Consider the following 20333-nt stretch of genomic DNA (forward strand, 5'->3'; position numbering starts at 1 on the left):
GCGCACGGAGACCGCGCCTTCCTCCTCCAGATCGAGGATGGTGCGGAGACACATCTCCGTGGTGTTGCGGTGGTCCTTGTGAGGGCAAGGCCTGGTCAGGCGTGTGACAGGCCTTGCCGAGGTCGCCGGGTGTGGTTTGTGGCGCGGGACGTGAGGTGTTCCCAGTTGCGGTGCGCGATGCCGGCCTTCTGCTCGTCGGTGAAGGGGGCGTCCTCCAGGAAGGACCGGGCGGCGCCGGCGCTGGTGTCCACGTAGGGGAAGCCGCCGGGGCGGAACCCGTAGGTGAAGGGGTAGTCAGTGGAGTACAGCATCCGTTCGGTCCCCACGACTTCGGCTGTCCAGCGGAGGTAGCGGGGGCTGACGGTGCCGCTGCCGGCGACCCAGAAGTTCTGCTTGAAGTAGTCGGCGAGCGGGCGGGCCAGGCCACCGGCGTCGGCGAAGAACCCGGTGTGGTCGAGAAAGAAGAGCACGACCTCCCCCCAGTGGCCGGCAATGACCTGGAGATCGGGGTACCGGTCGAAGACGCCGGAGAAGATCATTCGCAGGTACTGCACGCCCAGGTCGTAGTACCAGCCGATCGCGGGCCCTGCCAGCGCGGTCCCGATGGGGCCGATGTGGGAGTAGTAGGCGTCCATCACCGCCTGCACCGGCATCTGCGGGTGGAAGTGGAGGGGGACCTGCAGCCGCTCCGCAGCGGCGTACAGCTCGTCGTACTCGGGGTCGTCGGCGAGCTTGGATCCGGTGCGCCCGTAGAGCATGGCGCCTGGGAAGCCCAGCTCGGTGACCGCCCGCTCCAGCTCCGCGGCCGCGGCCGACGGTGACTGTGTCGGGATCGCCGCGAACGCCTGGAACCGGTCGGGGTTGCCGGCCACAACCTCCGCGAGCTGGTCGTTGGTGTCGCGGGCCGCGGCGACCGCATCCGAGTCAGGCAGGTTCTGCACGCCCGGTGACGAGATCGACAGCACCGCCGTGTCGACTCCCTGGTCGTCCATGTGCGCAAGCCTCGTCTCCGCGGTGTCGCGCAGTTGCTGGGCGAGGGGGCTGTCGCCGAACCCCAGGTTCGGCAGCTCCGGCACCCCGGACCGCGTCCACGCCTCCATGATCGCGGGCAGGACGACGTGCTCTTCCAACGCAATGATCCGAAGTCGGTCAGACATGTGATGCTCCTCTGTGCTGGTTCCAGTGGAATCATTTGAACCGTATCATCGATACTAACGATGGAACCGTCCACGCGGTATCGTTGGTCCATGTCGCCACGTCCACCCAGCGGGAGCAGCGCTTCCGACGCTGCGGCCACTGGTCGCGAACAGGCCCGACAGCGGGTCATCGAGGCCGCCGTCGACCTGCTCACGCGAGGAGGTCGCGACGCGGTCACCACCCGCGCGGTCGCTGAAACGGCGGGTCTGCAGCCGCCGGCCATCTACCGGCTGTTCGGCGACAAGGACGGGCTGCTCGACGCGGTGGCCGAGCACGGCTTCACCGCGTTTCTCGCCACCAAGCACGTCGACCCCGACCCGCGGGACCCCGTCGAGGACCTGAGGGCCGGCTGGGACATCGCGGTCGAGTTCGGTCTGGCCAACCCCGCGCTGTACACACTGATGTACAGCGAGCCCACGAGGGCCGCCTCGGCCTCCTTCAAGGCCGGCATGGAGATCCTGATGGGCCGTGTCCGGCGCCTTGCCGCCGGCGGCTGGCTCCGGGTCGACGAGGAACTCGCGGCCCAGATCATCCATGCCACAGCGCGCGGCGCAGTGCTCACCTGGCTGTCCCTGCCGGAGCACCGGCGGAACCCGGCCCTGTTGGCCACTCTGCGGGAGTCCATGGTCGCCGCCGTAACCAGTCAACGGCCGTCCGTGCAGGACGCGGGCCCGGCGGGCGCCGCCCGCGCCTTGCGCGCAGCGCTGCCCGAACAGACCACCCTCAGCAGCGCGGAGCAACATCTGCTGAGGGAGTGGCTGAGCCGCCTCGCCGCCGACGGTTGAGGCGTCGGCGGCTCGTGGGGAACGGCACGTCCAAAACCGATGCTGCTGGCCCGCTCCCGCCGCGCCTCCGTACCGCCCCCGGAACGCTACGCACGGCCCGGGGCCGGCGCGGTCGCCCGGCACGTCGCTGAGCGCGACTCCGCCGCTCGCCGTCGGGGTTGACCACAGCGGTCCACGGCACGTTTCCGGCGTGTCCCGGTCGGCCTCCTACGCGGCGTTCGCGGCGTAGGGCACGGCCCTGGCCACCGCCTGCCTGCCCGACCCCGGAGCCGTGCTCGGGCTGCCCCGGCTGCCGGCACGCCCGCTCGCCCGGCGCAAGCGGTCGGTCAACACCGTCGTGTACGCCCTCTCGGAGCGGCATGGCGCGTGCCACCTGCACCTCGCGGAAGGGAAGTGGCTCACCGACCGTGCGACGTGGAGCGCGGACCGGCCGCACCCCGGCGAGCGTGGACACCGCATGCTGGCGGGCAGCGCCCACCGGCTGCTCCTGGACGCGGGGCATCGCGGCCGGACCGCCGCCGTCGGCGGAGCCCGAGCTGCCACCGCCGCCGTCGGCGGAGCCCGAGCTGCCACCGCCGCCGTCGGCGACGAGGACGCGGTGGCTGGCCACCGCCTGGCTGCCGCGCAGGTCCACCGACCTGCTGCCCCAACTGCTCGCCCTGGCCGCCCAAAGGCGCGGCACCGGGCCGCGCGGGACCAGCGCGCGCCTCGACGCGCACGCCCTTCGTGCGGCGGCCGCGGCCCTGGCGGCCGTGACCGCGCGGGAGGCATCCGCACCGGCCGCCGCGGAGGGGTCCCCGCGGCGGCCGCCGGCATCCGCGGGCAGATCCTGCTCGCGCGGTTCCGGGCGCACCGTGCCGGTGTCCGCACCGACGGACCAGGCCCCCGCGGCCGGCACGGCAGCCGGCCGGCCGCAGCCGCGCCCGCCCGCTCCCGGCCGCCTGGCACCTCCCGCACCCGCTCCGGACCGGGCCGCGCCCTCCGCGGCCGTTCCCGGCCGCCCTGAGCCGTCCGCCGCGCCGCGTCAGGCGTCCGTTCCCGCGGCCGCGCGCGTACCGTCCGCCGCCTGCCCGTCCGCCGCTCTCCCGCCCACTGCCCGCCCGCCCAGTGCCCGCGCGTCCGCCGCCTTCCCGCGCACCGCGACGAACCGCACCGGAGTGCCCGGCACGGCCTGGGCCGCGGTGGCGAGCGCCGGCTCCCGGACGACCGCCACCACTGGATAGCCGCCCGTCGTCGGGTGGTCGGCGAGGAACACCACAGGCCTGCCGTCCGGCGGCACCTGCACGGCCCCCAGCACCAGGCCCTCGCTGGGCAGTTCGCCCGGCACCCGGCGCTCCAGGGGCGGGCCCTCGGTGCGCAGCCCTATGCGGTTGCTCGCCGAGGACACCCGGTACGCGCGTGTGGTGAAGACGGCCAGCGCCGCGGCCGTGAACCAATCGTGGCGCGGCCCCCAGGTCACCGGAAGCACCAGCTCTCCGGGCGGTCCGGCCTGCGGGGCGGTGTCCACGCACGCGTGCGGGTGCGCCGGGGGGCCCAGCGGCAGGAGGGTGCCCTCGGCCAGTGGCGGCGGCCCGAGGCCGGAGAGCAGATCGGTGGACCGGCTGCCGAGGACCGGCTCCACGGCCACCCCGCCGGCGAGCGCCACATAGCTGCGCACGCCGTGCTCCGCGGGACCGACGTCCAGCACCGCGCCCGCGGGCACCGTCACCGGCGCCCCCCACGCCACCGGTCGGCCGTCCACCCGCACCGCGCACGCCGCGCCCGCGACGGCCGCCGTCACCGTGCACCGCGACCGCAGGGCGCAGCCCGTCAGGGTGGTCTCCAGGACCGCTGCGGACGGTGCGTTGCCGACCAGACGGTTGGCCAGCGCCGCGGCGCCCGCGTCGAGCGCGCCCGAACGCGGCACCCCCAGATGCGCGTGTCCAGGCCGTCCGGTGTCCTGGACGGTCGTCAGCGCCCCGGCCCGCACCACCGCGACGGCCCGGTCTGTCATCGTGGCTCCTCGGGCAGGAAGCGGACCCGGGCCCCGGGGGCCAGCAGCGCGGCCGGCACGCGCGCGGGGTCCCACAACACGGCGTCCGTGGTCCCTATGAGCTGCCAGCCGCCCGGCGACGTGCGCGGGTACACGCCGGTGTAGGGGCCGGCGAGCGCCACGGAGCCGGCCGGCACCCCGGTCCTGGGAGTGGCGCGCCTGGGCACCCGGTAGCGGTCCGGCAGACCGGTCAGATAGCCGAACCCGGGGGAGAAGCCGCAGAAGGCGACGCGGAACTCCGTGCCCGCGTGGACCGCGGCCACCTCCTGCGGACGCACGCCCCAGACCTCCGCGACGTCCGCGAGGTCGGGTCCGTCGTAGCGCACCGGGATACCGATGACCTCGCCCGCGCGCACGGGCCGCGGCGGGATGCTCCACGACATCAGCCGGCCGGCCAGCCCGACGGGATCGTCCACCCCGTCGAGCAGGACGGTGCGGGCGGCGGGCACGATCTCCCGCACCCGCAGTGAGCCCGCCGCACGCCGCTTCAGCAGCTCCGCGTGGAGCGCCTCGGCCTCGTCGCCGCTGTCGAGCTCCACCAGCAGAGCGTGCTCGCCCACCGGCAGGACGCTCATGTGCGGACCCTGCCGACCCCGCCGCGGCCTCACGCGAACGCCTCCACCCTGACGCCCGCCCGGTCGAGTTCGGCCCTGACCCGGCGGGCCAGGTCCACCGCGCCGGGTGTGTCGCCGTGCAGGCACAGCGAGCGGGCCCGTACGGAGATGTCGTGGCCGCAGCGGGAGGTGACCACGCCGGAGCGCGCGAGGCCCACCGAACGCTCGACCACGGCGCCCGGATCGGTCACCAGCGCGCCGTCCTCACTCCGTGGCACCAGTGTCCCCGCGCGCGTGTACGCACGGTCCGCGAAGGCCTCGGCGACGACCGGCAGCCCGGCACCGGCGGCGGCCTCCAGCAGCCGGGACCCGGGCAGCCCGAGAACCGGCAGCCCGGCGCCGTCGCCCGCGAGCAGCACCCCGTCGACCACCGCCGCCGCCTGCCCGGCGTCGTGCACGACACGGTTGTAGAGGGCGCCGTGCGGTTTCACGTACGCCACCCGCGAGCCGGCAGCGCGGGCGAAGACCTGGAGGGCGCCTATCTGGTAGGCGACCTCCGCCGCCAGTTCCTCGGGCGGCACGTCCATGGCGCGTCGGCCGAAGCCGGCCAGGTCGCGGTAGGACACCTGGGCGCCGATCCGCACGCCGTGCGCGGCGGCGAGGTCGCACACCCTGCGCATGGTGGCCGCGTCTCCGGCGTGGAAGCCGCACGCCACGTTGGCGCTGGTCACGACCGTCAGCAGCGCCGCGTCGTCGGTGAGGTGCCAGCGGCCGAAGCCCTCGCCGAGGTCGGCGTTGAGGTCGATGGGGAGCGCGGTCATGGAACTCTTCTCCAGGGTCGGTCGGTGCGGCCGCTCAGGCCGTTCGGTACTGCTCGTCGCGGACATCGGTGATGAGCATCCTGCCGGGCGCGTGGGTGAGGGCGAACGGCGGCCGGGACGCCGTCAGCACCGCCTGGGGCGTTCCCCCGCAGGCCAGAAGACCGGGACGTCGTCCGGCTGCGCCCTCACCGCCTCGCCGTAGTCCGGCCGCGCCAGGTCCGCGATGCCGAGACCGCGGGGATCGCCCCAGTGCACCGGGCCGCCGTGCACCGCAGGCGTCAGGGAGCCCTCCCTGATCGCCGAGGCCAGGTGCCGCGGGGGCACGGGCCGCATCGACACCACCAGGGGGCCGGAGAGCCGCCCGGCCGGCGTGCAGGGGCGGTCGGTGACGTACATCGGGACGTTGCGGCCCTGCTCGACGTGGCGCAGCGGTACGCCGGCCGCCGTCAGCGCCCACTCGAAGGCGAAGCTGCACCCTATGAGGAACGTCACGAGGTCCGCGCGCCAGTGCCGCAGCACATCGCCTGGTTCGTCGGCCGGTTCCCCGTGCTCCCACACCCGGTACCGGGGCAGATCGGTGCGCAGGTCCGCGCCGGGCGCGAGGCGGGTCCGCCAGGAGCCCCGCTCCGTGATGTCGAGCACCGGGCAGGGCCTGGGGTTGCGGTCGCAGAACAGCCGCATCTCGTCGGCCCAGTCGGCAGGCACGGAGATCAGGTTCACCTGGGTGTGGCCCGGCACCCAGCCGGCGGTCGGCGCCGACACCCCGGCGCGGAACCGCTCGCGTGCCGCCCGCGCCGAGAGCCGCCCGCCGGGGGTGCGCGGCCCGGGCACCCCGGAACATGCGGAGTCGCGGGGGCGCTTGCGAAGGCATGGCGTCCGCGCGGTCCGAGGGCGCGCAGCCGGCCGAACGCGCCGGCTTCGTCGGGGGGTTCGTGCGCGGCCGCCGGGGCCGGGGGTGTCGCGGGGGCAGGTGGCGGAGTCGTGCTCATGGGGCACCTCGCTGAGGATGGTGGGTGCGTGTGAACCGGACTGTTCCGTCGTGCCAGGACACAAGGCGTGTGCGGGAGCCGGACCGTTGGACGACCCGTCGGACCAAGGTAGAGGATCGTTCAACGATCCCTCAATACCCATGTTGTCTCGTATTCCTGTCTACGGTTGAATTCGGGCATGGCCGAACTGCCGGAACTTGCCGACGACCGCGCCCTGCTGGGGCGCACCAGTACTGCGGAACGGGTTGCCGACATCCTCAGGAGTCGTATCGCCGAGGGCTACTTCCCACCCGGCACCCGGCTGTCCGAGGACGGCATCGGGGGTGCGCTGGGCGTCTCGCGCAACACCCTGCGCGAGTCCTTCCGGCTGCTCACCCATGAACGGCTGCTGACGCACCAGCTCAACCGCGGTGTCTTCGTACGGGTCCTCACCGTCGAGGACGTCGAGGACATCTACCGCACCCGCCACCTGGTCGAGTGCGCCGTCGTACGCGGCCTGGCCGGCCGGCCCCACGACCTCGGCGCGGTCGCCGGCGCGGTGGCGGCGGGCCGCACGGCGGCAGGGGCCCGGGAGTGGAAGGGTGTCTCGACGGCCAACATCCACTTCCACCGCGAACTGGTCGCCCTCGCCGGCAGTGAGCGCACCGACGAGCTGATGCGCAGCGTCTTCGCCGAACTGCGCCTCGCCTTCCACCTCGTCGACGACCCCCGCCGCCTCCACGAGCCGTACCTCACCCGCAACGAACGCATCCTCGAAACCCTGCAGGCGGGCCGGCACCGCGAGGCGGAGGCGCTGCTCGCCGACTACCTGGACGACTCGCGGCGCCAGCTCGTCCACGTCTACGGCCGCAGGGTGACGGAGGCGGACCAGGAGGCCGGCTGACCGCCGCGGCCCCGGCCGGCCGCCCCGCAACTGCCGCCCGCCGGACCTGTCCCAGGACCCCTAATCCGCATTCCGCCGCCTGACGAGCCGTGGTCCGCGTCCCGCTGCCTCACGACCCGCCGTCCCGCGGACGGCCGTTCCGGTACCGGCGGGTCCGCACCGGCGGGTGCTCACCCGCCGGTGAGCCCTCGCCGTCCCGAAGCCGCCGGCACGAAGCAGCCGGTGCGGCCGGCGCTTCTGTGGCGTTTGGGCCGATGTCACACCCAGGACCTAGTCTGTGCACCGTGACTTCGCCCGCCCCGACGGACCCCGCTCCGTCCCAGCTCAGCGCGGGGCCGCGGCCCGCGCCGGGCCCGGCCGCCGATGAGGGCCTGGCCCGCCGCCTGCGCGCCCTCGCCTGCACCGCCCCCCTGCACGACCTGGACGCCCGCAAGGCCAATCTCGCGGGCGAGTACTCGGTCTACGGCATGGCGGAGATCGCCCTCGCGGCCATCGACCTGGTCACCCTGCACATGGACTTCGACACCGGCGCCGACCACGACCAGGTGGTCGCCAGACTCCTGCCGCGCATCGCCGCCCAGGCCCCCCAGCGCCCCACCGCGGAGCACGAGCGCGTCGCCCGCTGGGTCCTGGAGAACCTGATCAACGTCGGCAGCGTGGACCGCGGCTTCCGCGCCGTCTACGGCACCTTCGCACCCGACGGCAGCTACGTACGCCGCGACTACGACTTCAAACTCCTGGAGGAGGTCCCGGGCCACGGCGGCGGCATCTGGCTGCGCACCACGGACGAAGCAGTCAACGTCCTCGTCGGCGCCCTCGACACCGACGTCACCAGTGCCCAGATCGCCGCCGAGGTGAAGCTGGAGGTGCTCATCAGCCGCGGCCGCCTCGCCGACGCCCAGCTCGCCGCCGAACAGGCCCGCTACCGCACCGTGCAGTACGCGGAGACCCTCCGCAGAGCCCTGGAGGCCACCCGGCGCAACGTCCGCGCGGTGGACTGGCTCCAGTCCGTCCCCGACCTCATCACCGAGGCCCTCGACCACGTCGCCGACCGCTACCGCCACGAGAACGCGATCCTCACCAACATCCGCAAGTCCCGCGACGAGTCCGAGGACGCCGAGCACAAGCGCCGCGCCGCCGAACTCGTCGACATCGTCAAGGACTGCATCCGCCGCCACACCCAGCTCCAGTCCCGCCTCCTCGAGGCCGGCCCGCTGTTCCGCGCCGAGCAGGACCGCCAGGCCTTCGCCACCCCCTCGGCGCGCGCCGGACTCGACCTGTACGGGCAGCTCGTCGCCCCGCTGCTGCCGCTCCCCATGGAGCAGGCCGTCCGCGTCACGGACGCCTACTTCAGCCGCGGCACGGGGCTGCGCACCCCCGCCTGCGCACGGATGGCGGACCTGGTCGACCTCCTCCTGACGCCCCCCGCGGAGCGGGAGCACCTGGGCGCCGAGATGCCCGAGCCCGACCTCATCGCCACCCCGGACGACAGCCGGTTCAGCGAGGAGCAGCTCGCCGTCGCCACGGAACTGCTCGACCTGCCGGCCGACGCGCCCCGCCGCCTGTCCGGCCTGCTCGCGGAGGCCCGCCGCCGCGACCCGGACCTTCCCTACCTGGTCGCCCTGCTCGCGGTGCACGCCGCCAGCCCCGCGGTCGGCACGGCGTACCGCCAGGGCGAGCAGCAGCTCCTCTTCGCCGTCGACGACGGCACCGAGCTCGACGACCCCGAGTTCGGCGGCGCGGACCTCATCGTGGGCACCGCCCGCCTGGACGCCGCGGGCATGGCCGCGGACCGGACGGAGGCGGCATGATCCCCACGTCTACCCCCGGCGCGCGCCTCCGCGCCCGGCGCCCCCTGTCCCCGCGGCCCGCTCCGGCGGGCGGCCGTCCCCGTACCCCCAGCACACCCGGCAAGGAGCACCAGCCGTGAGCGACCACCCCGCAGACGGCGGCGCATGGGGCGAGCCGTCCAGCAGGCAGGAGGCGGGCGCCGCCGCACCGCTCACCCCCGCGGACGCCGCCGACGCCGCGCGGCTCGTCGCCTTCGGGCTGCAGCCCCGCCTGCAGCCCGCACGTGACCAGGAGTACACCGAGCTGCTGCGCCGCTACCGCGAGGACCCGCCGTTCGCGCGCCTCGCGGACGCCGTGGCCGCCGGGCTCGGCCTGATCGTCCTGGAGGTCTCCCCGCGCGCGGGCATGGCCGTGACTGCTGCCGAGGACTCCGTGTTCGCCGTCCGCATGGGCGACTACGCACGCCGCACCTCCGCCGACGGCACCGACCGCTTCCTGCACGGCCTCGCCCACCTCGCCGTGGCCGCCCTCGCGTTCCCCCGGCCGGAGGACCTCGCCGACGACGGCTACATCGGCCGCCTCACGGTCAACGGCGTCGACGCGTTCGTCCGGCAGGCCTGCCGCCGTCTGGAGGAGCGCGCGGCGGAGCACGGCGAGAACACCGACCCGGCCAGCGACGCACCCGGACTGGAGGCCGCCTGGCGCATCTGGGCCCGGCGCAGCTCCGCGGGCGCCACCAAGGACGCCCGCCGCCTGGCCGGGTCCACCACCGGCATCGTCGCCAAGGCCGTCGCCTTCCTCACCGACTCCGGCTTCCTGCAGCGCACCGGTGACGACGCCGGCGGCACCTACCGCACCACGGCCCGCTACCAGCTCCAGGTCCGCGACATGGCGGGCAGCGCCGCCCTGGCGGAGCTGCTGGAGCTCGGCATCGTGCCCGTCACCGACGGCACCGCCACCCTGCTGCCACCCGCCGGCCCCGACGACCTGGAACTGGTCGCCGACGCCGGCCTGCCCTTCCACTCCTGACTTCGAGGTCCTGGCCGCCCAAGGCCCGGACCGCCTCCCGTCCCCCCGCCCCCGCACGCCCCCACCACGAGAGCCCGCCGCCATGTACGAGCTGTCCCGCGTCCGCCTCTACTCCATCGGCCCCGCCGGTGCGCGCTACGCCGACACCGTGCTGGACCTGCGGAGCGTCGGCGAGCCCGTGCCCGACCCGGCGCCCGCCCAGGGCGACTTCTTCGCGGACGAGCCCGTGGGGCCGCCGCGCCGGCCCGCCCCGGCGGGCGTGCTCTTCCTGGAGAACGGCGGCGGCAAGTCCGTCCTGCTCAAGCTGATCTTCTCCGTGATGCTGCCCGGGCACCGCAACACCCTCGGCGGCGCCAGCTCCGGAGTGCTGCGCAAGTTCCTGCTCGCCGACGACTGCGGCCATGTCGCCCTGGAGTGGCAGCACACCCGCACCGGCGCCTGCGTCGTCGTCGGCAAGGTGAGCGAGTGGCGCGGCCGGCAGGTCTCCAACGATCCGCGGAAGTTCGCCGAGGCGTGGTACTCCTTCCGGCCGGGCCCCGGGCTGAGCCTGGACAACCTCCCCGTCGCCGAGTCGACGGCCGCGCGCCCGGCCGCCGAGGGGGCCTCCGGCGCGCAGGGCCGGCGGCGCACCATGAAGGGCTTCCGCGACGCCCTCACCGACGCCGACAAGGCGTACCCGCACCTCGACGTGCACTGGGAGGAGATCCACGAACGCTGGACCGAACACCTCGGCGACCTCGGACTCGACCCCGAGCTCTTCCGCTACCAGCGCGAGATGAACGCGGACGAGGGCGAGGCCGCGGGGCTGTTCGCGGTCAAGAAGGACTCCGACTTCACCGACCTGCTGCTGCGCGCCGTCACCGACACCAGGGACACCGACGGCCTCGCCGATCTGGTCGGCGGCTTCGGAAACAAGCTCGGGCGGCGCGCCGAACTCATCGCGGAACGCGACTTCACCGCCGGCTCCGTCGACCTGCTCGGCCGGATCGTCGACGCCGCGGCGGCCCGGGCGCGCGCACGTGACATCCACGCCGGGGCCGAGCGCCGCACCAGGACCCTCGCCCGCCGGCTCGCGGCACGCGGCGGCCGCGAGCGCGAGCGCGCGGCCGACCTCGCCCGGCAGGTCACCGCGGCCGCCGGTACCGTCACCGGGACGGAGCGGACCCGGGAGCGCAGCGCCCTCATCGCCGCCGAGCTCGCCTACCGGCACGCCTCGCTCGCCCTCTCGGGCGCGGAGAAGGCCGCCGCGGCCCACAAGCGGGAACTCGCCGACGCACGCACCCTGTACGCCGCCTGGCAGGCCGCCGAGGCCGTGCTGCGGCACCGGGCGGCGACCGACCGGTCGGCCCGGGTCGCCGCCGCCATCCGCGAGGCCGAGCGGGACGCCGCCCCCGCGCTGGCCGCCCGTGCCCGGGCCGCGGCCGACCTGGTGCGCGCCCTGCGCGGGGCGGCCGACGACGCCGAGCGGCTGGCTGCCGAGGGCGAGGCACGCTCGACCGCCCTCCAGGAGGACGGCGAGGCGGCCCACCGGGACGCCACCGCCGCCGCGACCGAGGCCCAGCGCGCCCGCAGCGAGGCCGAGCACCTGCGTCAGCGGCTCGCGGAGGTCGAGCAGGAGACCGCCGAAGCGGTGCGTGCGGGCTGGCTCGACGACAGCGCGCCGGACGCCGACCCGGCCCGTGCCGCGCTCGCCGCGAGTGATGCCGAGAAGACCGCGGTCGCCGCCTGGGACACGGCGCGCGAGGCCGCCCGCCGCACCGCGGACGAGGCCCGTGAGGCGGTGGCAGCCGAGAGCCGCGCCGAACTGACCGCGGCCCGTGCCGCCGACGCCTCGGCCGCCGCGGAGCGCGCGTACGAGGCCGAACTGCGCACCGCAGAAGCCCTCGCCGCCGAGGAACGCCTCGGCGAGCTGCTGGGCCTGCCCGCCGCCCGGCGCACGGGCCCTGCGATCCCCCAGCCGCGCGCCGCCCACGGCGTGGCGGGCGGTGCCCAGGAGCGCGGCCTGGCGTCGCGGGCGCCCGCGCCCGCCCGCGGCACCGCCCCGAACGCCGCACCCGGCCACGCGGGAGCGCCCCCGCATCCCGCCGCGGACGGCCCCCGTCGGGAGGACCCGGCGGCGGACGACGGTTCCGCAGGCCCCCTCACCGCCGCCGAGCTCGACCAGAGCGCGGATGACCTCGCGCGGCTGCTCGACGACAACGTGACCTCCGCCGAGCGGCACCTCTTCGAACTGCGCACCGCCGCCGCGGACGACTTCCGGATCCTCGGAGCGCTCGGTGACGGCGGGCTGCTGCCGCCCGGGCCCGACGTGCTGGCCACCGTCGAGTTCCTGGGCGAACACGGCATCCCGGCCCTGCCCGGCTGGCGGTACCTCGCCCAGGCGGTCGACCCCGCCGACCACGCCCGGGTGCTCGCCGCGCGCCCCGAACTCGTCGACGGCGTCGTCATCACCGACCCCGCCGGCCATGCACGCGCGCGCGAGGTGCTGACCGACGCCGCCCTGCTGCCCCGCTCCGCCGTTGCCGTCGGCACCGCGGCCGCACTGCTCGCCCCCGTGCCCCATCCCGCGGGTCCGGACGGCGCGGACGGCGCGGACGGTTCCCAGGCGGTCTTCCTCGTTCCGCCGAACCCCGCCATGCACGATGAACAGGCCGCGGACGAGGAGCGCACGACCCTGCGCGCCCGGGCCGCGGAGCGCGACGAGGAGATCAGGGAGCTGGCCGCGCGGCTGGCCAAGGACCGCGAACTCGCCGCCCGCCTCACCTCCTGGCGCGCTTCCTGCCCGGCGGGCCGCCTCACCGAGCTGGCCGCCGCCGCGGCGGCAGCACGGACCTTCGCGCAGGACACCGAGGCCGAACTCGCCGAGGCCCGCACGGCCCGTGCCGAAGCGGAGGAGGCGGCCTCCGAAGCCGCGGCGGTGCGGGACGAACGCCAGGACGCCGCGCAGCGCGCCCGGCGCGCGGCCGACGCCCTCGCGGGACTTGCCTTCCGGCTGCGCGAGCGGGCCGGCTGGCAGGTCCGGATGCGGGAACTCGCGGATGACGCCGCGGAGTTCCAGGCCCGCGCGCAGACCTGCCTGGCCCGCGCCCGTGCGGCCGACGAGGACCGCAGGGCCGCGCAGCGCGCCGCCGACGACGCGCACCGCACCGCCCGCGCACTGCGCGCCGAGCGCGCCGACATCGCGGGCGCACCGGACGACCCGCCGGATGACGCCGATCCGGCGCGGGAGGGCCCGCCCGTCTCGCTGCCGGCCCTGCGCGAGGCCTACCGCGCCGCGTCCCAGGTCTACGAGAAGGTCGGCGTCGGCGCCGATCTGCGAGCCGAGCAGGCGCGTGCGGAGAGCGACGAGAGCGCCGCCGGTGCCGAACTGGGCCGCCTCAGCAACAAGGTGCGTACCCGGGCGGCCCAGCTCCTTGAGTCCCCTGACGGCGCCGACGGCCCGTCCCGGCAGGCCGCCGCGGCCCGCGCCGACGAGCTGGTGCAACTCCTGGAGAGCCGGGCCTCAAGTGCCAGCGAGCAGCTCGGCAGACTGCGCGGCGACGCCGAACGGCTGGCCCCGCAGGACGGTGAGGCGCACACCGAACTCCCGGCCGACCTGCTGCCCTCGGACATCGAGCACGCCCAGCAACTGCTGCGCACGGCCACCGCCGACCTCACCGCGCACACCGAGGCGGTCAGCCGGGCGCGCGAGGCGCACGCGGAGCTGGTGGCCGCCCACCGGGCGGCCGAGGACGCGGCCGGCGGCTTCGACGAGACGGCCGCGCTCCTGCGCGACCTGATCCGCGACCACCAGGACCCCGACGACACCGAGGAGCCCGAGCCCTATCCGGGCGGTCCGGAGGAAGCCAGGCACGCGGCCGGCGAGGCACGCCGCTCGCTGCGCGGCTGTGCGGCCGACCTGTCCGCCGCGGAGGCGGCCGTCCGCGAGGCCTGCGACACCCTCGTACGCCACGCCAACGCCACCCGTTACGAGCAGGTGCGCACCCCGGCCCGCCAGCAGATCAGGGAACTGCCCGCCACCATGCTCCCGGAGCACGCCGAGAAGTGGGCCGAGGCCTTCGCACCGCGGCTGCGGGTGCTCACCGACGAACTCCAGCAGTTGGAACGCAACAGGGACAGCATCGTCGACCGGCTGCGCGGCATGGTGGACCAGGCGCTCGCCACGCTCCGCTCGGCGCAGCGCCTGTCGCGGCTGCCGGAGGGCCTCGGCGAGTGGTCCGGCCAGGAGTTCCTGCGGATCCGCTTCGACGATCCCGACCCGGCCACGCTCGCCGAACGCCTCGGCGAGGTCATCGACGAGGCGACCAGGGCGGCGGTCAGGAAGAACTCGGACCTGCGCCGCGACGGGATGTCCCTGCTGCTCAGGGGCGTCCAGGCCGCTCTGCAGCCGCGTGGCGTGAGCGTGGAGATCCTCAAACCGGACGCGGTGCTGCGCGCCGAGCGGGTGCCGGTCGGCCAGATGGGCGATGTGTTCTCCGGCGGCCAGTTGCTGACGGCCGCGATCGCGCTCTACTGCACGATGGCCGCCCTGCGCTCCAACGACCGGGGGCGCGACAAGCACCGGCACGCGGGCACCCTGTTCCTGGACAACCCGATCGGCCGGGCCAACGCGACCTACCTCCTGGAGCTCCAGCGCGCGGTGGCCGACGCCCTCGGGGTGCAACTGCTCTACACCACGGGTCTCTTCGACACGACCGCCCTCGCGGAGTTCCCCCTGGTGATCCGGCTCCGCAACGACGCCGACCTGCGGGCCGGTCTGAAGTACATCAGCGTGGAGGAACACCTGCGGCCTGGCCTGCCGGAACAGGAGGCCGGTGAGGGCACGGTGCACGGCGAGATCACCGCGACCCGTATGTACCGGCGCCCGACCGGCCCGCGCTGAGCCGCTGCTCCGCCCGCGCCAGACGCCGCCGGGTCCGCCGCCGCGGCCCCCCGGCACCGACCGCCGCCCCGTCCCGGGCGGCCGCCTGCTTCGGCGGCCGCCCGGGGCAGGGACTCAGCCCCCGCACTGCCTCAGCATCATGTGCTTGTCGGCCGCCGTCACGGGCAGGTCGTACTTCAGTGACACCTGCGCGAAGCGCACCGAGTAGGAGCAGCGGATCCGCTTGTCCGGAGGCAGCCAGGCGGCTGGGCCGGAGTCGCCTTTGGCGCTGTTGGACCGACCGTCCGCCGGGATCAGGTTGAGCGGATCGTTGGCGATGTCCTCGCGCTTGCTCCTGGGCCAGTGCGAGGCACCCATCTGCCAGTCGTACGAGAGCGGCATGACGTGGTCGATCTGCACTTCGGTGGCGCGGGACTTGGTCCAGTCGATCGACTTTCCTGTGTAGGGGTCGTGCAGCGTCATGGACGCCACGACGCAGTCGGAACCATCGCGGAAGCGGACGTTCTCTCCATCGCGCTTGAGGAGGTCGTTGCGCGAGTCGCAGCCGTTGTGGGCGTAGGGGACGGCACCGGGGGCCGTGTCCATCCAGGCGTAGCCGAAGTCCTCACGGTCGTACCCGGTCCTTTGGCCGCGGCCCTTCGTGGCCACCTTCTCGATCAGGGCCCGTGCCCTTGCCCTGTCGCCGGCGGAGGTGAGGGCCGCGAGCCCCGGTTTCGTCCCGTCGGGGTTGTCCAGCGGGCTCACGGCCCGGCCGCTGTCGGACTCGGCGCCCGCGGACCCGGGCGAGGAGTCACTGTCCTGGAGGGCGTGGCATCCCGTCAGCGACGAGAAGGCGGCGGCCGTCAGCATCGCAAGGAGCGCAGGGCGCGAAGCCCTTCGGCCCCGCTGCCCGATGGGCCCTCGGCCCCTTCTCCCCGAATGCCCGTCAGACGCCACGGCCCACAACTTCCGGCAGACGATGTATGCAAGTCTCCATCACGGCGCGCAGTGTAGAGAGAAAAGGCACATCTGTCCGCACCGGGAACGCCGGATCGCGGGCGTCGGCGACTTCGGATCGGTGCCGACCGCATCGGACCCGGCCGCATGCGTAGCCGGTGGGCGCGGCTGACGGCGGCTGCGCGGGCCGGATCGGGCACCGTCAGAAGAAGCCGCTGCCGACCACAAGGGCGTGCCAGGTCCTTGCCGCGGCGCGACCCTGTGCGCTCGCACCTTGCCAGGCACCGAGCCTGCGCGCCGGCGCCTTGCTATGAGTGGGACAGCTCCCGCTGCCCGCGCCCCCTGCGTATCCGCCCGGGACCCCGCTCCGCCGCCCTCGCCTCACGCCGGGCCCTGCGCCGCTCACGGCGCAACTGCCGCGCCGAGCTGCTGGGCGCGGAGACCACGCCATGGCGCTGGTTCCACACCTGGCGGGTGACCCAGACGTCGAGGACGCCCCAGGTGGCGACGACCGTACTGGCGACACTGCTGAGCACCATGGGGAACGCCAGCCAGGAGCCGGCCAGGGTGCACAGGAAGGCCGTCATGGCCTGGACCAGGGTCAGCGAGACGATCAGGACGGCCCGGACCGCGGCCGTGCGCACCGGGTCGGGCAACCGGCGACGGGGTGAGGGGTCGTCGACCCACAGCGCCTCGTGGTGCTCCGCCCGGTCGTCCGAGGAACGGCGCGCCTGCCGGGGTACGCCGCCGAGCGCGTCCCATCCGGACGCCCTACTACGCCCTGCCGTGCCCATCAGTTCGTCACTCCCCACCATCCAGCAGGTCCACATCCGGCGACGCACCCGGCGCGCCCAAGTGAAAAGGGGCGCACGGCGCGCATGAGGCGACTGATGCCTCCGACCGATCCACCAGTGCCTGCCCGGCTTCGACTGTTTTACGCCATCCAGGGGGACGTGATCACCTGTGACCCCGTCCGTACCCGGTTCCCATAGAAGGAGACGAGCGGGGGTGCCCGAAGATTCCCCGGCGGCCGCATATTTCAAGCCAACTGATGGCTGAAGTCTGACTGAAGAGCACCCCTTCCTGTCGTGCGGCACCGGGATGCAATCTCCCGTAATGGGGGGACAACTGTGGACGTCCCTCCTGCCTGCGGGCCTGAAACGGCCCCGGCCACCCTTCGAGTCGGTGCAGCGTCAGTAGTAGGCTCGCGCCGTTTCTTGACGTACTTCGCGCACGCTGTTCATGTAGACGCACAGACCCCCGGGGCCGCAGGGGGCGAGCTGGGGGAGGCCATGCGCTTTCGCGGGAAATCGATCCGCCGGAAGATCGTGGCGCTGCTGCTCGTGCCGCTGGTGACGCTGACCGCGATCTGGGGTTTCGCCACGGTCCTGACCGGCGAGGAGGCCGCCCAGCTACTGGGCAACGTCAAGGTCGTCGACCAGATGAGCTATCCCGTCGAGGACACCGCCCGCGTCCTGGAGCACGAGCGCCGCCAGACCCTCATCTACCTGGCCGACCCGCGCGCCGCCAACGCGCTGCAGAACATGCGCAGCAGCCGCAGGGCGACAGACGCCATGGTCGGCAAGGTGCGCAGGAACGCCAGGGCCGAGGCCGTCCGCGACAACATCACCGCCGACGCCGACGAACGCCTGACCGCCGTGCTCGAAGGGTTCGAGGGCCTGGACTCGCTGCGCAGCAGCGTCGAGGCGGGCGGTATCACCGGGACCACCGCCCTGGACCTCTACGACGAGCTCATCGACCCCTGCTACGCGTTCCTGATGACGGTCCAGGGCGTGAACGACCTGGAGCTGTCCAAGCAGGGCCAGGCCCTGGTCTCCGTGGCCCGCGCCCGCGAGCTGCTGTCCAGGGAGGACGCCGTCATCGCCGCCGCCCTGGTCGCCGACCGGCTGAACTCGACCGACATCCGCCAGATCTCCGACCTCATCGCCCAGCGCACCCTGCTCTACGACAACAACCTGCCACTGCTGCCCGACGAGGACCGCGGCCGCTTCGAGCGCTACTGGCAGGGCAACGACACCAGGTCGCTGCGCGTCGCGGAGCAGGCCTTCGCCCAGGCCACGCCCGGTGTGCCGCGGGCCGTGAGCGGCACCGGCGACTGGAACCAGATGGCGGGCAAGGTCCTGGGGGAGCTGGCGGACCGCGACAACGCGGCCGACGACCGCTACCAGGACCGGGTCAAACCGGTCGCCGTCAACGTGCTCGTCCGCGCTGGTGTCGCCGGTGTGCTCGGCCTGGCCGCCCTGCTGTTCTCGGTGATCGTCTCGGTGCGCATCGGCCGCAGCCTCATCCGCGACCTGCGCGGGCTGCGCACGGAGGCGCACGAGGCGTCCGGCGTGCGGCTGCCCAGCGTGATGCGCAGGCTCGCCGGGGGCGAACAGGTCGACGTCGAGACCGAGGCCCCGCGCCTGGAGTACGACAGGAACGAGATAGGCCAGGTCGGCCAGGCGCTCAACACCCTCCAGCGGGCCGCGGTCGAGGCAGCCGTGCGCCAGGCGGAGCTGCGCCGCGGCGTCTCCGAGGTCTTCGTCAACCTGGCCCGCCGCAGCCAGGTACTGCTGCACAAGCAGCTCACCCTGCTGGACAGCATGGAGCGCAGGACCGAGGACACCGACGAACTCGCCGACCTCTTCCGGCTCGACCACCTCACCACCCGTATGCGCCGGCACGCCGAGGGCCTGGTCATCCTCTCGGGCGCCGCCCCCTCACGGCAGTGGCGCAAGCCCGTCCAGTTGATGGACGTGGTCCGTGCCTCCGTCGCCGAGGTCGAGGACTACGAGCGCATCGAGGTGCGCCGCCTGCCGCGCATCGCCGTCGCAGGTCCGGCCGTCGCCGACCTCACCCATCTGATCGCCGAGCTCCTTGAGAACGCCACCGTCTTCTCACCGCCGCACACGGCCGTGCAGGTGCTGGGGGAGCGGGTCGCCAACGGCTTCACCCTGGAAATCCACGACCGGGGCCTCGGCATGGCGCCGGAGGTCCTGCTCGACGCGAACCTCCGGCTCTCCGAGACCCCCGAGTTCGAGCTCTCCGACACCGACCGGCTCGGCCTCTTCGTGGTCAGCCGCCTCGCCCAGCGCCAGAACGTCCGCGTCTCGCTCCAGCCCTCGCCCTACGGGGGCACCACCGCCGTCGTCTTCATTCCGGACGCGCTGCTCACCGACGCCTCCGAGACGGACACCGGTGGACTCCGGCTCGAACCGTCCTTCGACGAGGAGCCGCCGAGCGGCCGGGGCACGGGTCCGGGGCGCGCCACACCGCTGAGCAAGGTGGCGGCCCAGGAGCTGTCCGACCTGCCGTCGGCCCTGCTGGACGGTCCCGTGGAGCTGGAACCACCGGTCCGCGCGGCCGGTGCCGGCACCGAGTTCCACGACTTCCCCGGTGCGCTGGACGACGAGGACAGCGAGCGCGGCGGCCTCTTCCGCCCGCGCCGGCCCCTTTCCAAACTGCCCGGCGGACAGCACCAGCAGGCGTCCGACACCCACCGGCAACACGACGGGCCCGCACGACCCAACGACCCGGCAGACCCGGGGCCGCTGCCCAGGCGCCAGACGCCGAAACTGGTCAGCTCGCACGGCCGCCCGGTCGCCCCGAGCAGAGCACGGGAGGCGGACACCACGGAACGACGCACAGGCGCGCCCCCGGAACCCGCGGTGCAGAGCGATCTGCCCCGCCGCCGCAGGCCCGCCCAGGCCGCGGCGCCCCTGCGGGACACGGAGCCCGGCGGGTCGGCACTGCCTCGCCGGGTCAGGCAGGCCAGCCTCGCCCCGCAGCTCAAGAACGGGCCGGACCGGCGGAGCGACCGCGACTCCGAGCGGGACGGCAACGGGCCCTTCGAACGTGACGCCGACGAGGTACGCAGCAGGATGGCCTCGCTGCAACGCGGTTGGCGTCGCGGTCGAGAGGAGAACGCCGCAGGGGACGACGGCCCCGGCGGCTCGGCACAGGGAACGACACTTGAGGGGGACGGTCGATGACCGCACCGAAGGCCGCCGGCCACACGAAGACGCCGGAGGGTGCAGGCGAGCTGAACTGGCTGCTCGACGACCTGGTACAGCGGGTCGCCAGCATCCGCAAGGCGCTTGTGCTCTCCAGCGACGGCCTCCCCACCGGCGTCTCCGAGCACCTGACCCGGGAGGACAGCGAGCACCTGGCGGCCGTTGCCTCCGGGTTCCACAGCCTGGCGAAGGGGGTCGGCCGGCACTTCGACGCGGGCGGCGTCCGCCAGACCGTGGTGGAGCTCGACGAGGCCTTCCTGTTCGTCACGGCCGCCGGCGACGGCAGTTGCCTGGCCGTGCTCTCCGACGCGGACTCCGACGTCGGGCAGGTGGCCTACGAGATGACGCTGCTGGTCAAGCGGGTCGGCGCGCATCTTGCGGCGGCGCCGCGCACCGACCTGTCCGCAGGCGGGTAGTG

Annotated in this window: 13 protein-coding genes and 2 pseudogenes; 8 read left to right on the top strand and 7 right to left on the bottom strand. The window is 74.3% G+C overall.

Annotation, left to right across the window (positions count from 1 at the left end; translation table 11 throughout):
- Positions 1-95: 95 nt before the first annotated feature.
- On the bottom strand, positions 96-1157 hold the full coding sequence (locus IE313_RS10215; protein ID WP_189930650.1) for an amidohydrolase family protein: 1062 nt from the start codon (positions 1155-1157) through the stop codon (positions 96-98).
- 90 nt (positions 1158-1247) lie between these two features.
- On the opposite strand from IE313_RS10215, the gene IE313_RS10220 reads away from it, so the two are divergent.
- The gene (locus IE313_RS10220; RefSeq protein WP_189930651.1) at positions 1248-1982 is read left to right on the top strand and encodes a TetR/AcrR family transcriptional regulator; all 735 of its coding nucleotides are present in this window, start codon (positions 1248-1250) and stop codon (positions 1980-1982) included.
- A 229-nt stretch (positions 1983-2211) separates the two neighbouring features.
- Positions 2212-2767, top strand: a pseudogene (locus tag IE313_RS36365) (SGNH/GDSL hydrolase family protein); the annotation flags it as partial.
- A 239-nt stretch (positions 2768-3006) separates the two neighbouring features.
- Here IE313_RS36365 and IE313_RS10225 read toward each other — a convergent pair.
- From IE313_RS10225 to IE313_RS10240, 4 genes and pseudogenes are all read right to left on the bottom strand, one after another.
- Positions 3007-3975 (bottom strand): 5-oxoprolinase subunit C family protein, encoded by a 969-nt coding sequence (locus IE313_RS10225; protein WP_189930652.1) that lies wholly within the window; start codon positions 3973-3975, stop codon positions 3007-3009.
- On the bottom strand, positions 3972-4589 hold the full coding sequence (locus tag IE313_RS10230) for a 5-oxoprolinase subunit B family protein (protein WP_189930653.1): 618 nt from the start codon (positions 4587-4589) through the stop codon (positions 3972-3974). Before IE313_RS10230 ends, IE313_RS10225 begins: the two co-directional genes overlap by 4 nt.
- A gap of 29 nt (positions 4590-4618) precedes the next feature.
- Positions 4619-5389, bottom strand: a complete 771-nt coding sequence (locus IE313_RS10235; protein WP_189930654.1) for a LamB/YcsF family protein — start codon at positions 5387-5389, stop codon at positions 4619-4621.
- A gap of 34 nt (positions 5390-5423) precedes the next feature.
- Positions 5424-6220, bottom strand: a pseudogene (locus tag IE313_RS10240) (putative hydro-lyase).
- 336 nt (positions 6221-6556) lie between these two features.
- Here IE313_RS10240 and IE313_RS10245 point away from each other — a divergent pair.
- The 4 genes from IE313_RS10245 (at position 6557) to IE313_RS10260 (ending at position 14963) form a co-directional block, all read left to right on the top strand.
- Positions 6557-7261 carry a GntR family transcriptional regulator gene (locus IE313_RS10245; RefSeq protein WP_189930655.1) on the top strand — a complete coding sequence of 235 codons (705 nt, stop codon included), beginning with the start codon at positions 6557-6559 and terminating at the stop codon, positions 7259-7261.
- 284 nt (positions 7262-7545) lie between these two features.
- Entirely contained in the window at positions 7546-9072 is a 1527-nt protein-coding gene (locus IE313_RS10250) for a hypothetical protein (protein WP_189930656.1), read from the top strand.
- A gap of 115 nt (positions 9073-9187) precedes the next feature.
- Entirely contained in the window at positions 9188-10081 is an 894-nt protein-coding gene (locus IE313_RS10255) for a hypothetical protein (protein ID WP_189930657.1), read from the top strand.
- An 82-nt stretch (positions 10082-10163) separates the two neighbouring features.
- A complete protein-coding gene (locus IE313_RS10260) occupies positions 10164-14963 on the top strand; it encodes a hypothetical protein (RefSeq protein ID WP_189930658.1) in 4800 nt (1599 codons plus the stop codon).
- Positions 14964-15077: 114 nt separating this feature from the next.
- On the opposite strand, the gene IE313_RS10265 is transcribed toward IE313_RS10260, so the two are convergent.
- The gene (locus tag IE313_RS10265; protein ID WP_189930659.1) at positions 15078-15812 is read right to left on the bottom strand and encodes an HNH endonuclease family protein; all 735 of its coding nucleotides are present in this window, start codon (positions 15810-15812) and stop codon (positions 15078-15080) included.
- A gap of 395 nt (positions 15813-16207) precedes the next feature.
- Positions 16208-16714, bottom strand: coding sequence for a hypothetical protein (locus IE313_RS10270; RefSeq protein ID WP_229924503.1), 507 nt, complete (start codon positions 16712-16714; stop codon positions 16208-16210).
- Positions 16715-17191: 477 nt separating this feature from the next.
- Between IE313_RS10270 and IE313_RS10275 the strand changes: the two genes are divergently transcribed.
- Positions 17192-19894 carry a nitrate- and nitrite sensing domain-containing protein gene (locus IE313_RS10275; protein ID WP_189930660.1) on the top strand — a complete coding sequence of 901 codons (2703 nt, stop codon included), beginning with the start codon at positions 17192-17194 and terminating at the stop codon, positions 19892-19894.
- Positions 19891-20331: a roadblock/LC7 domain-containing protein gene (locus IE313_RS10280; protein WP_189930661.1), complete on the top strand. Its 441-nt coding sequence runs from the start codon at positions 19891-19893 to the stop codon at positions 20329-20331. Before IE313_RS10275 ends, IE313_RS10280 begins: the two co-directional genes overlap by 4 nt.
- The last annotated feature ends 2 nt before the right edge of the window (positions 20332-20333 follow it).

The sequence above is a fragment of the Streptomyces sulfonofaciens genome, assembly GCF_014656295.1.
GTDB classification, from domain to species: Bacteria; Actinomycetota; Actinomycetes; order Streptomycetales; family Streptomycetaceae; genus Streptomyces; species Streptomyces sulfonofaciens.

What these genes read in the sequence shown, in the direction of transcription:
- IE313_RS10230 (WP_189930653.1), bottom strand. Translation starts at nt 4,589, where the DNA reads ATGAGCGTCCTGCCGGTGGGCGAGCACGCTCTGCTGGTGGAGCTCGAC.
- IE313_RS10275 (WP_189930660.1), top strand. Translation starts at nt 17,192, where the DNA reads ATGCGCTTTCGCGGGAAATCGATCCGCCGGAAGATCGTGGCGCTGCTG.
- IE313_RS10220 (WP_189930651.1), top strand. Translation starts at nt 1,248, where the DNA reads ATGTCGCCACGTCCACCCAGCGGGAGCAGCGCTTCCGACGCTGCGGCC.
- IE313_RS10235 (WP_189930654.1), bottom strand. Translation starts at nt 5,389, where the DNA reads ATGACCGCGCTCCCCATCGACCTCAACGCCGACCTCGGCGAGGGCTTC.
- IE313_RS10260 (WP_189930658.1), top strand. Translation starts at nt 10,164, where the DNA reads ATGTACGAGCTGTCCCGCGTCCGCCTCTACTCCATCGGCCCCGCCGGT.
- IE313_RS10245 (WP_189930655.1), top strand. Translation starts at nt 6,557, where the DNA reads ATGGCCGAACTGCCGGAACTTGCCGACGACCGCGCCCTGCTGGGGCGC.
- IE313_RS10215 (WP_189930650.1), bottom strand. Translation starts at nt 1,157, where the DNA reads ATGTCTGACCGACTTCGGATCATTGCGTTGGAAGAGCACGTCGTCCTG.
- IE313_RS10280 (WP_189930661.1), top strand. Translation starts at nt 19,891, where the DNA reads ATGACCGCACCGAAGGCCGCCGGCCACACGAAGACGCCGGAGGGTGCA.
- IE313_RS10270 (WP_229924503.1), bottom strand. Translation starts at nt 16,714, where the DNA reads ATGGTGGGGAGTGACGAACTGATGGGCACGGCAGGGCGTAGTAGGGCG.
- IE313_RS10265 (WP_189930659.1), bottom strand. Translation starts at nt 15,812, where the DNA reads ATGCTGACGGCCGCCGCCTTCTCGTCGCTGACGGGATGCCACGCCCTC.
- IE313_RS10225 (WP_189930652.1), bottom strand. Translation starts at nt 3,975, where the DNA reads ATGACAGACCGGGCCGTCGCGGTGGTGCGGGCCGGGGCGCTGACGACC.